9 protein-coding genes are annotated in these 11,617 nt (G+C 40.8%); 4 read left to right on the top strand and 5 right to left on the bottom strand.

Annotated features, from left to right (window positions below; genetic code table 11):
- Positions 1 to 174: 174 nt before the first annotated feature.
- The gene (gene rapA, locus CWB80_RS08365; protein WP_138598870.1) at positions 175 to 3,069 is read left to right on the top strand and encodes an RNA polymerase-associated protein RapA; all 2,895 of its coding nucleotides are present in this window, start codon (positions 175 to 177) and stop codon (positions 3,067 to 3,069) included.
- Positions 3,070 to 3,135: 66 nt separating this feature from the next.
- Here the strand turns inward: rapA and CWB80_RS08370 are convergent, their stop codons facing one another.
- Positions 3,136 to 3,456 (bottom strand): hypothetical protein, encoded by a 321-nt coding sequence (locus CWB80_RS08370; protein ID WP_054552688.1) that lies wholly within the window; start codon positions 3,454 to 3,456, stop codon positions 3,136 to 3,138.
- Positions 3,457 to 3,499: 43 nt separating this feature from the next.
- On the opposite strand from CWB80_RS08370, the gene CWB80_RS08375 reads away from it, so the two are divergent.
- The 3 genes from CWB80_RS08375 to CWB80_RS08385 all read left to right on the top strand — a co-directional run bounded on the left by CWB80_RS08375 (position 3,500) and on the right by CWB80_RS08385 (position 8,094).
- The gene (locus CWB80_RS08375; protein ID WP_138598869.1) at positions 3,500 to 3,856 is read left to right on the top strand and encodes a DUF5522 domain-containing protein; all 357 of its coding nucleotides are present in this window, start codon (positions 3,500 to 3,502) and stop codon (positions 3,854 to 3,856) included.
- A gap of 180 nt (positions 3,857 to 4,036) precedes the next feature.
- Complete coding sequence (locus CWB80_RS08380) at positions 4,037 to 6,472, top strand: TonB-dependent receptor (protein ID WP_138598868.1); 2,436 nt, start codon at positions 4,037 to 4,039, stop codon at positions 6,470 to 6,472.
- Between the two features lie 83 nt (positions 6,473 to 6,555).
- On the top strand, positions 6,556 to 8,094 hold the full coding sequence (locus tag CWB80_RS08385) for a tetratricopeptide repeat-containing sulfotransferase family protein (RefSeq protein ID WP_138598867.1): 1,539 nt from the start codon (positions 6,556 to 6,558) through the stop codon (positions 8,092 to 8,094).
- Here CWB80_RS08385 and CWB80_RS08390 read toward each other — a convergent pair.
- The 4 genes from CWB80_RS08390 to CWB80_RS08405 form a co-directional block, all read right to left on the bottom strand.
- Positions 8,069 to 8,908: a sulfurtransferase gene (locus CWB80_RS08390; RefSeq protein WP_138598866.1), complete on the bottom strand. Its 840-nt coding sequence runs from the start codon at positions 8,906 to 8,908 to the stop codon at positions 8,069 to 8,071. The genes CWB80_RS08385 and CWB80_RS08390 overlap by 26 nt on opposite strands.
- The gene (locus tag CWB80_RS08395) at positions 8,908 to 9,978 is read right to left on the bottom strand and encodes a capsular polysaccharide export protein, LipB/KpsS family (protein ID WP_235377184.1); all 1,071 of its coding nucleotides are present in this window, start codon (positions 9,976 to 9,978) and stop codon (positions 8,908 to 8,910) included. Before CWB80_RS08395 ends, CWB80_RS08390 begins: the two co-directional genes overlap by 1 nt.
- A 144-nt stretch (positions 9,979 to 10,122) precedes the next feature.
- The gene (locus tag CWB80_RS08400; RefSeq protein ID WP_054552692.1) at positions 10,123 to 10,530 is read right to left on the bottom strand and encodes an FAD synthase family protein; all 408 of its coding nucleotides are present in this window, start codon (positions 10,528 to 10,530) and stop codon (positions 10,123 to 10,125) included.
- Positions 10,527 to 11,597: a CDP-glycerol glycerophosphotransferase family protein gene (locus tag CWB80_RS08405; RefSeq protein ID WP_249362543.1), complete on the bottom strand. Its 1,071-nt coding sequence runs from the start codon at positions 11,595 to 11,597 to the stop codon at positions 10,527 to 10,529. Before CWB80_RS08405 ends, CWB80_RS08400 begins: the two co-directional genes overlap by 4 nt.
- Positions 11,598 to 11,617: the final 20 nt, after the last annotated feature.

The following is an 11,617-nucleotide window of genomic DNA, read 5'->3' on the forward strand; positions in this document are numbered from 1 at the left end:
TATGACAAACAAATATACAATTATTTAACTGGTTAAAATAAATACAATTTTTACCATTGATAATGGCTTAAAATGGTTGACTAAATTTAATTGTGTGCGGCGAGTTTACTGCCTTGAAGTAGCATGGCGTTACAGGTAACATAGCCGCCTTTTTTCTTCATAGACGAGACATACATGAATTTTTCCTTAGGTCAGCGTTGGATCAGTGATACTGAGTCAGATTTAGGATTAGGCACCGTTGTTGCCCTTGAAGGCCGTCAGGTCAGCATTTTATTTCCAGCCAGTGGAGAAAACAGAGTTTATTCTTTAACAGAAGCGCCTGTTACTCGTGTCGCATTTAATCCAGGTGATATTATTCGCAGCGTTGAAGAGTGGGAATTAGAAGTTGAGTCTGTTGAAGAGCAAGGCGAGTTACTATGCTATCACGGCATTCGCGTTGATAATGGTGAAAAAGCGCAGTTAAAAGAAACCTTTTTAGATCACTTTATCAAATTCAATAAACCACAAGACCGTTTATTTGCAGGTCAAGTGGACCGCTTTGACCGCTATACCCTGCGCTACCAAACTTGGCAGCACCAGTTTGAGCGCCAACAATCTCCTTTAAAAGGTTTAATTGGCCAGCGTGCAAACCTTATTCCGCATCAGCTTTATATTGCACAAGAAGTGGGTAAACGTTTTGCACCACGCGTATTACTTTCTGATGAAGTGGGTTTAGGTAAAACCATTGAAGCGGGTATGATTTTACATCAACAAATCATCAGTGGCCGTGCTAGCCGCGTATTGATTGTTGTGCCTGAAAACTTACAGCATCAGTGGTTAGTAGAAATGCTACGCCGCTTTAACTTACGTTTTTCAATCTTTGATGAAGAACGTTGTGATGAAGCATTTGCAGACTCTCCAAACGTATTCGAAACAGAACAGTTAGTACTTACTAGCCTTGAATTCTTAAGCAAGAAAAAACGTTGGTTTGAGCAAGCAACTCTGGCTGATTGGGATTTATTAGTGGTTGATGAAGCGCACCATTTAAGTATCAATAATGGTAAGCCAAGCACTGAATACCAACGCATGGCAGAGTTAAGCCAAGATATTCCAGGTCTTATCTTATTAACAGCGACGCCAGATCAACTTGGTCACCGCAGTCACTTTGCCCGCTTGCAATTACTCGACCCTGATCGTTTCTACGACTACGATGCGTTTGTTGAAGAAGAAAGCAACTACAAAGAAGTTGCTGAAGCTGCTAATCAATTACTGGGTGAAAAAGGTCTTGATGATGCATCTCGTGCAACATTAAAAGAGCTATTAAAAGAAACCGACATCACTGACCTTTTAACGAAAGCTGAGCAAGGTGATGAAACGGCGCGCAACGAAATTTTATCAATGCTGCTGGACCGCCATGGTACGGGTCGTATTTTATTTAGAAATAGCCGCAGCGGTATTGATGGTTACCCAAGCCGTAAGCTTCATGCATACCCTATGGCAATGCCTAAACAATATAAAACGGCGATGTCGGTACTGGGTAACATGGGCGGCATTCAAAATGCTGAACTAACGGCACTTCGCGCTCTATTCCCTGAAAAGATCTTCCAAGAGTTTGAAGGTGAAAATGCTAGCTGGGGCGCATTTGACCCACGTGTTGATTGGTTAATCGAAACCTTAAAAACCCTTAAACACGAAAAAGTATTGCTTATCTGTGCTAAAGCCGAAACCGCACTTAGCCTAGAACAGATTTTACGCGAGCGTGAAGCAATTAAAGCCTCAGTTTTCCATGAAGGTATGTCGATTGTTGAACGTGACCGTGCTGCGGCTTACTTTGCCGACGAGTACGACAGCGCACAAATTCTACTTTGCTCTGAAATTGGTTCTGAAGGTCGTAACTTCCAATTCTCGCATCACTTAGTACTGTTTGATTTACCACTTAATCCAGACTTACTCGAGCAACGCATTGGTCGTCTTGACCGTATTGGTCAAACTCAAGACGTAAACATTCATGTGCCGTATTTTGAAAACACCGCACAAGAAGTGTTACTTCGTTGGTACAACGAGGGCCTAGATGCGTTTGAAACAACATCGACAACAGGGCAAATGCTGTATAAAGAGTATGGCGAAGAATTGCTTGAGTTTATTGGTGCACACAATTGCGACGAAGAAGAGCTAGACCCACTGCTAGAACAAGTGGCGGGTCAAAATGCTAAGCTTCGTAAGCAAATGGAAAGTGGTCGTGACCGCTTACTAGAGCTGCATTCAAGTGGCCAAGGCCGAGCAGAAAGCCTTGTTGCTGATATCGAAGAATTAGACGACCAATTCACGCTACCAAGCTATATGATCAATGTGTTCGACACCTTTGGTGTAAGCCAAGAAGATAAAGGTGAAAATACCATTATCTTAAAACCAACTGAGCACATGCTAAACCCATCCTTCCCATGTTTGAAAGATGATGGCATCACAGTAACGTTTGATCGCAGCACCTCGCTTTCGCAAGAAGACGCCCATTTCATCAGCTGGGACCACCCAATGGTGCAAGGCAGCTTAGACATGATTTGTGATGATGACTTTGGTACTGCCTCTGTGGCGTTACTGAAAAACAAAAAGCTACCTGCTGGTACCTTCTTTGTTGAGCTCATTTTCATTGCTGAAGCCATGGCGCCTAAAGCACTTCAAGTTGGCCGCTTCTTGCCACCAACGCCTATTCGTATCTTATTAGATAAGGGCAGTAACAATCTGGCTGATAATGTTGCTTTTGATGCTTTCAATCAGCAGTTGTCTGCGGTTGGTCGCCAAACTGCAAGTAAATTAGCCAGCGCGCTACAAAGTGCCATTCACCCAATGATCACCAGCGCACAAGGCATGGCACAAACCAAGCTAGAAGCACTGCGTGCTGAATCACTAGAGAAAATGCAAACTGCCCTTGGTGAAGAACAAGCTCGTTTAACGGCACTTAAGCAGATCAACCCGAATATTCGTGATGAAGAGCTTAGCTTTTTTGATAAGCAACGTAGTGAACTCACTACTTACATCGAAAAAGCCCAAGTTAAACTGGATGCAATTCGTTTAATTGTCGTTTCTCACTAACCCATTGGCTAATGAGCGAAAGCTTTAAGGTTTGCTTAAAGCTTTCGACTCTCAATCTCGTTCATACTAGTGAATTATTCTTAACAACTTCTCTAGCGTACTTTTATTTAACTCACCCATTTGCTCGTTATTACTTAGTGCATAAATAGCCCCTTCAACGGCGCTTTCGTCGATGTCTTGCCTAGACTCTAATACGTTTGCCCAAAGTTCTAATTCATCGATATCGATTTCGCCGTCGATAACACGCTGTAAAACCTGACAGAAAACGTCTTGCGTTAGAATATACACATCACCTTGCGTGTCTGGAGTACTGGTAATTACTGAAATTGCCTCAAATCGGTTATCACCAAAACGAGCAAACTCATCTAATGCGTCTAATTTATCCATTTGCTATGCTTACCTTTTCAATTTCAAAGCATCTTTTTACTTAATGACAACCCTTACTTGCTCACAATGCAAAGCAACCCTTCACTGCCAAGCCGACAATATTAATGCCTGTTGGTGTAGTGAGCTGCCCAATATTTTACCACTCGATGAGGCAGCAACAGAATGTTTATGCCGAGACTGTACTATAAAAAAGATCAATTCATTTTTATCTAAACTTTACCAACAGCCTCTTGAACAGCAGCTTGCCTTTGCTAAGCCTTATTTTACTCAAGGTAACTTAATAGAAAATCTCGATTACACCATGCAAAACAACTACATGGTATTTAGCCGCTGGTTCTTTTTAAAACGTGGCCACTGCTGTAGTAATGGCTGTACTCATTGCCCTTATTCCGACAGCTAACCTCTTAAAGAGTATTTATTCAATTATTTTGCATTTAATTGCAAATAACACATGGACGACAAGAATAAAAATACATTATAATTGGATATAAATTCACTAAATCATCAATTTTTAAGCTTAAATCACTAGTAAAGTCTATTTTTTAAGCATAAATATACTGTAACTAAGTCGGAATCAATCATGAACACCTTTAAGCCTGCTCTACTTGCAAGTGCAATTTCTGCAGTTTTAATCAATAACAATATGGCGTTTGCTGCAGAAGATGCTATCGAAGTTGATAAATCAATTGAAACTATTCAAATTACTGCAACACGACGTGCAGGCTCTGTGCAAGATGCACCGCTTAATATCACAGCGCTCAATGGCGATGTAATTAGCGACCAAAACATTGGCGATCTAGAAGATGTCGCACGCTGGGTACCTGGCTTAACAATTTCTGATCAAGGTGGCCGTGAAGGTTCTCCGATTATCGTTCGTGGTTTGAATACAAATACCTCTGACCGTATTTCTGATAGCGGCACAGTGGCAACCTATGTTGGTGAAATTCCACTGAGCATCGACTTACGTTTAACTGATGTTGACCGTGTTGAAGTGTTAATTGGCCCACAAGGTACACTGTATGGTGCAGGTACTTTAGGTGGTGCAATTCGTTACTTACTAAAGCAACCTGAGCTTGATATCACCGAAGGTAAGGTTACAGGCGATATATTTAGCATTAACGAAAGTGACGGCACAGGTGGTGAGTTTGGTGTGGTATTCAACACCCCGCTAATTGAAGAAAAATTAGCGCTTCGTGCTAGCTTAAATTATTACGATAACCCTGGTTACATTGACTACACGCACGTGGTTCAAGAACCGGGTGTATCAAACCCAAATCCTGACTTTTCAGACAGCAGCGATGTAAATGCCAACTTAAAAAGCGTAAGCGATGTTAACGATGAGCAAATCACCACTGCACGTTTATCACTTCGTTGGCTTGCAACCGAAGATGTTGATGCAACGCTAAACTACTTCTATCAAAAGCAAGAAAATGGCGGTAACTCGACATCGCAATACGACTCTCTTGCTGATAGTAGTGCGCTACAAGGGATTCCTGGAAAATACGAAAACGTAGCTCGTGTTCTTGAGCCTGGTGAAGAAGAAAACGATCTATTAAGTTTAGAAGTGAAAGCAGATCTTGGTTTTGCTGAGCTGGTATCTGCATCTGGTTGGTCTAGCTATGAGCAGTCTGGTCAACGCGATCAAACCGATCTACTTTACGATATTTGGTCAGGTTATGCCGACTTCCCTGCATTTGTTGGCTACACGCACGACACCTCAGATCGCGATACCTTCACGCAAGAACTTCGTTTAGTGTCAAATAGCAATAGCGCTTTTAACTGGATTATAGGAGGCTTCTACAACAAAGTAGAAAGTCACTCAGATGACCGTGAGTACACGCCGGGTCTGACTGAGTACTGGGGTGGTGGTATTCCTAATGTTGAACAAGATCTTGAGTACATTCTAATTTCAGATAGTGAAACCACTGAAAAAGCACTTTTTGGTGAAATCGGCTACAGCATTACAGATCAGTTTGATGTAACTTTAGGTGCTCGTTTTTACGAATACGATGTATCAACAACGTCAGGCTCTGCAACACCGCTTTATTCTGGTGATTTTGATTCACTAGATAACCTTGTTATGGAAAATGTGAGCGCTAGTGATAACGGTAACTTATTTAAGTTTAATGCTAACTATACATTCGATAATGGTGTACTTGCTTACTTTACCGTGAGTGAAGGTTTCCGTATTGGTGGTGGTAACGGTATTGCTCCTTGTCCTGATGTATTACCTGAGCAACAAATTGTTTGTGCCCTGCCAAACGAAGAAGATTACAAACCAGATACAACAGTCAACTACGAGCTAGGCTTTAAGTCATCATGGTTACGTAACCGCCTACATTTCAATGCGGCTCTATTTAATGTTGATTGGAAAGATGCGCAAGTGGGTAGTAGCACTGTAAATGGTCAAGAATTAATTACCTCGAACGCGGGCACTGCAAATTCAAAAGGTGTTGAGCTTTCTACTCGCGCAATGATTGGTGATAACTGGGCTGCATATGCGACATACGCGTATGCAAAGGCTGAATTGACAGAAGATGCACCTGAGTTATTAGGGATTCTAGTTGATGAAGAGATAATAGAGTACCAAAGCTACTATGATGGCGCTAAGGGCGAGCGTTTACCGGGCGCTCCTGAGCATCAATTCTCGTTTGGTCTTCGTTACGAGCAAGATATCCTAGGCGATAAACTATTAAGCGTAAACTACGGTATCACAGCGCAAAGCGATGTGATCACCAAAGTAGGCCTAAAAGCAGACGGGGAAGTATTACCTGGTTATGCACTAAGTAACTTATCTGCCAAAATTACTGGCGATATGTGGTCTGCAACGCTTTACGTAGACAACTTATTCGATAAGTACGCATTCACTTCTGTACGTCGTGATAAGTCTTGGGCTGGTATGTCGCAATATGCTGAGCTTAACAAAGAACTACCTGAGCTACAGCGTGTTTATGGTCACTACACCACCGCGCCTCGTACTATCGGTATGAAATTTAGCTACAACTTTGAGCTGTAATTAAACATACTCATAAAAGCCTTGCCGCCTTTAGGCAGGGCTTTTTAATACCTGAAAATAATTAATTGGTATACTATGCGCTTATGCTAAATGATATCCAACAAGCGCTTCGCGCTCATATCCAACAGTTGTTAAACAACAAGCAACTAAACGATGCACATCACCTACTTGTGCAGAGGCTAAAACAAAACCCTGAAGACCACGTTTGTTACTTTTTACTCAGCGAAGTCAACACCGCAGCTGGCGATATCAACAAAGCAATTAAGCTGCTTGAGAAAGCACTAAGCCTAGCCCCTTTTGCGATTTATCATTTAGCACTTGCCAAGTTATACGTACTGTTAGGTAAAGTAAGTAATGCAGCTGTGCATTATCAAAGTGCTAAACAAACAGCTGACTTTAGTGCCACTGATTTTGATACATTAACCAATATTGCGACCCGTTTAGGGTATTATAACGACGCCCTTAGCTTTCAAAAAGCAGCCTACCAACGCAATAAAGATAACCCACAAATTAGCTATAATTTGGCAGTGTGTTATAAAATTCACGGACTGTTCGATGAGGCTAAAAGCTTGCTGCTGCAACTAACCCAAAAGCAACCTCGCTTTTATCAAGCCCACTACTCGCAGGCTGAACTCAATACTGTTATAGATGCAGAGCAACATATCCAAAAACTACAAGCCTTGGCGGATAAAGAAAAAAGCATTGTTGAACAACAAGTGTATTTTCATAGTCTTGCTCTTAATTATGAGCACCTTAATGACTACAAAAATGCATTTAAATACTTTGCACTAAGTAAGCAAGCGATAGCCGGTAAACTTAATTATCAAGCCACACAGCATCGCCACTTTTGTCAAAAACTTATTACTCAGAGCAAACAGCAAGCAATTAAAAGTAGTGACTCTGAGTTCTCACCCGTTTTTGTTGTTGGCATGCCCCGCTCTGGTACAACCTTAGTTGAGAAAATCCTTAATCAAAGTTCAAAACTGCAAGGGGTTGGGGAATTAAACGATATTGCGCAACTCATACAGCACGCCACGCAATCAACTCGTGTAATTGACAGCGAAATGCTCGATAAGGCATATCAATCTGAGGCGATAAAGACAGCACTGGCTAGCTATCAACAGAGAGCCGAGCTACTAAGTGGCGGCCTAAGAAGTTGTGATAAACAGCCATTTAACTTTTACTATATTGATTTTATTTTAGCGGCTTTTCCTAATGCTAAAATCGTTTGTATGCAGCGGGGCTGGCAAGATTGCAGCATCGCCAATTTTAGGCAGATGTATAACCCGCAAAGTGTGTTTCATCACTACAGTTTTACACTTGAAAATATTGCCTCGTTCCATCAAGATTACTCGGCATTAGTCAGTCATTTTGCCAACAAGTATCCTGAGAACGTTTTTTTGCAAAGCTATGAGCAATTGGTGGCAGAGCCTACCCCACAAACTCAAAAGCTCTATGCGTTTTGTGATTTAAGCTGGCAGGAAAACTGCCTGACTTTTTATAAAAACAATGCAGCATCAGCCACAGCGAGTAAAAAGCAAATTCGCCAGCCACTGAATAAAAACAGTATCGGCAGCTGGCAAAATTACGCTGAGTTTATTGATGCGGGCCTATTTCAATAGGTAGCTCGTGACGAGCGCCCCACTCACTCCATGAGCCATCGTAAACACGTAAGTTAGCGTAACCACATTCATCGGCACACAATGCAATTGCGCAAGCGGTTACACCTGAACCACAGCTAAACTGCAACTGGGTGTGATGCGGCGCTATGTGTTGTTCAAATAATGCTTGCAACTCGCTAAGCGGTTTAAGCTCACCGTTATTTAGCACTGTTGCTAGAGATAAACTGCGACTATTTGGAATATGACCACTGCGCATACCTTCGCGCGGCTCAGCGTGTTCACCGGTGAATCGCTCATAAGGACGAGCATCGAGTGTTAGTGTGCTTTGTTCATCAAGTGAGTTAAGTACTTGCTCAGCACTGATAAAGTAATCAACACGTGGGCTAGCAACAAAGTTGCCTTGACCAGAAGCAGCTGAATAACGTGCTTGTGTTGCAAAGCCTAGTGCCTGCCACTTAGCCAAACCACCGCTTAACACTTTTACGTTATCAAAGCCCATGGCTTTAAACATCCACCACGCACGGGCAGAACTGAACAAGCCTTGGTCTTCATAAATCACAACCAGAGAGTCTTGGTTAACACCAGCTAGTTGCATATGCTCTGTGAACTGCTCACTACTGCACATCATACTTGGTACAGGATTACTGTTATCTGCCAGCGTCTTTTTGAAATCAAAACGCTGTGCATTTGGGAGCATCGCCTTAGGCGCATACTCACCCGGTAAACCAGGGCGTACCATTCCTGCATCAAAAATAACCAAATTATCGTGACTTAAGTACTCGTTAAGCCATTCTGGCGAGACGATGTTCTTCATTAGCTTTCCTTTTGCGATAGCTGTGCAAATGTATCTTGCTGAGTTAAACGCTTTTCGACCGCTTCAACATGCTCCGTTGTACATTCTTTCCAAACACCGGGCAAGCAATATACATGCTTTAAGTAGGTAAAAAACTTATCTCTCAGAATACTATTAGGCTGCCAGCCATTCTGCAGTTTTTCTAAGCACTCAACCAAAGTAGCTTGTTCACTTGCGTGTAGTACAAGCTCATCAATGTTGTAACAAGCAAGCCCTAAGGTAATTACTTTTTTATCAAGTAATAAAGATTCTAAGCCAACGGTCGAGTTAATGGTGATCACAGCCTCAGCATTATCAATAAGTTCTCGAGTACAATTTCCGTTGGCAAAAACGGCAATATCATCTTTGTCGTACAAATGTTCATAGTGCTTATGCCATGAAGGGTGCTCTTTAAAAACAACTTTAAGTTCTGGATCATTTAACTTTTTTACGGCTGAAACAACAGCATCGTAATACTCTTCCATGGACTTAAGCCAAGGAGAATAACAAGCTATTTGGGTGTCATGTGGAACTTGAAATGGCACAAATAAGTATTTTTTGGGTAACTCAATTGCGTCAAACTTACAGCGCTTCTTATGAGCCGCTCTTGGAATTAAATCAGGCGCAGAAAATGGCAACTTCCTTTGCGGATCAAAGTTTAAATAAAATTGACTATCTCGCGGTACAGAAGCCGCAAAGTTAATACCTTTAGGATCTAAGCTTGTTGTTCCGGGCAATAACCCATTTTCATAGAAATAGGTGGTCACTCCTAATGCCTTAGCAGCCATACAAACAGTAACATTAGGTAATTTATTACCATTCCAAATAACTAGCGCTTGTGGGGATTCTGACTGCAATAAATCATAATACTTGGCAAACCGGCATCGCTCTACTAAATACATCAAAGCAGAGTAACTTTTGATTATCAGTGGGTTCTTCCATAGCTTGTTTCGAGCTTGTTTACGTAGGAGTTGCTCCGCAATTATTTTACTAAAATCAACTTTTTTCGCCTTACTCAAGTATCTTAAAGCAGTAAATCTAGGCAAGCCCATGCAATGCACTTTACTCTTTAAAGGCAGCTTCCTAGTGAGTTTTTTGTAATAGCGGGCGTGCACATTATTGCGAGAGATAAATAAAAAAGCCATTTACACATCTTATTTTTGATTGAACGTTAGCGCATATAGCAATTTTATTAATTATAAATGACAGTTGGAAGGTTGCCTTACAACTTCTATTATTTCTGTTGTAGAGATAGAGGGAGTTCGCTCTAGATAAGTTACATCACAAATTTGGTTAAATTGATCAAATTGACCAGCCCAATCATCCCCCATAACTAGCAAGTGAGCTTGATGATCTTTGATATACTCACCTTTTAATTCTAGAGAATGCTCTACAAATACCTCATCGACACACTTCAATGAACTAATAATTTTCAGCCTATCAGCTTCACTATATACGGGCTTTCGACCTTTCTTAGAGAAGTTTAGTTCATCAGAAGATACACCAACAATCAAATAATCTCCTAACGCTTTAGCTCGTTCTAATATATTGATGTGTCCCACATGAAAAATATCGAACGTGCCAAATGTAATTACCCGCTTCATTGATGCTCCTCTAAATAAGATACAATTCTCTTAGCAGAGTGACCATCGGTAATACCTGCCAGCTTATAAACAATTTCTTTTCTTTTTTCTTTAAATTCAGCTGATTCATTAAAACTTGAACTTAATAAATACTTTAAATCTTTATAACTTCCTGCACGAGCACATAACTCATTAAAGTACTTGATATCTTCATCAAGCCGAGCTTTTAGCCTATAAGAAAAAATACCTCTGTAAGACCAGCGCAGCTTATAGAAATCACACCATATTACAGGCTTTTCTAATGCTGCAAACTCAAATATGGCTGACGATGCATCAGAAATCATTATATCAGCAAGTTCTAAAAAAGGAGTAAGGTCAAAATCGTACTCATTCGCAAGGTAAACATTCTTAGCGTTGGCCCACTTATCGAGTTTTAGACGTTGTTTTTTATATTTTTTCTTAAACAAACTAAAGAAATGAGGCTTAACGATAATATTAAATTCATCAAAATGCTCAGGGAAATCATCGCTAAAACATTCTAAAGAACTTGGATAAAAAGTAGGCGCATACAGCAAGGTTTTCTTTGTTGGATCTAGGCCTAGGTTTTTGAGGTTAATAGTACCAAGAGTCTGATTAATAATAGGGTCTAATTTTGCGTAGCCACTATCAATAAAGTTACCTTCGGGATAGAGCATTTTTAAACGTTGTAGTCGGTGTTCACCTTCAACAAACCGCACTGTCATCTTGTTGTTTGATACGTCGTAATAGCATTGCTTTGGGCCGATTCCATGCTGCATCAGTACAGTCTTTTTATTTAAATTCTCAGCACCTACGAACGTATTTCCAAATACAACCCAATCTGCATCTGAGTTCTGATAAAAGTCAAAGGTTTCACTCGCACTCGTTAACCATTTTGCAACTATTGCGTTTTTATCTACAAAGTCACAACATACAGCACGACTACACTCATCTTGTTCTTTATAGAAAACCATCGAAACTTTGTGGCCTTTTTCTTTTAACTCCTTTAAAACAGGCAGGTATTGTGGAATATAATATAGATGTTGAACATCAAAATATAACTGCATCATTTACAACTTAATAACTTAAT

It is taken from the genome of Pseudoalteromonas sp. S1650 (genome assembly GCF_005887195.1).
In the GTDB taxonomy this organism is placed as follows: Bacteria; Pseudomonadota; Gammaproteobacteria; order Enterobacterales; family Alteromonadaceae; genus Pseudoalteromonas; species Pseudoalteromonas simplex.

Excerpts from the sequence above, each read along its gene's own strand:
- rapA (WP_138598870.1), top strand. The coding sequence starts at position 175 with ATGAATTTTTCCTTAGGTCAGCGTTGGATCAGTGATACTGAGTCAGAT.
- CWB80_RS08370 (WP_054552688.1), bottom strand. The coding sequence starts at position 3,456 with ATGGATAAATTAGACGCATTAGATGAGTTTGCTCGTTTTGGTGATAAC.
- CWB80_RS08375 (WP_138598869.1), top strand. The coding sequence starts at position 3,500 with ATGACAACCCTTACTTGCTCACAATGCAAAGCAACCCTTCACTGCCAA.
- CWB80_RS08380 (WP_138598868.1), top strand. The coding sequence starts at position 4,037 with ATGAACACCTTTAAGCCTGCTCTACTTGCAAGTGCAATTTCTGCAGTT.
- CWB80_RS08385 (WP_138598867.1), top strand. The coding sequence starts at position 6,556 with ATGCTAAATGATATCCAACAAGCGCTTCGCGCTCATATCCAACAGTTG.
- CWB80_RS08390 (WP_138598866.1), bottom strand. The coding sequence starts at position 8,908 with ATGAAGAACATCGTCTCGCCAGAATGGCTTAACGAGTACTTAAGTCAC.
- CWB80_RS08395 (WP_235377184.1), bottom strand. The coding sequence starts at position 9,978 with ATGGGCTTGCCTAGATTTACTGCTTTAAGATACTTGAGTAAGGCGAAA.
- CWB80_RS08400 (WP_054552692.1), bottom strand. The coding sequence starts at position 10,530 with ATGAAGCGGGTAATTACATTTGGCACGTTCGATATTTTTCATGTGGGA.
- CWB80_RS08405 (WP_249362543.1), bottom strand. The coding sequence starts at position 11,597 with ATGATGCAGTTATATTTTGATGTTCAACATCTATATTATATTCCACAA.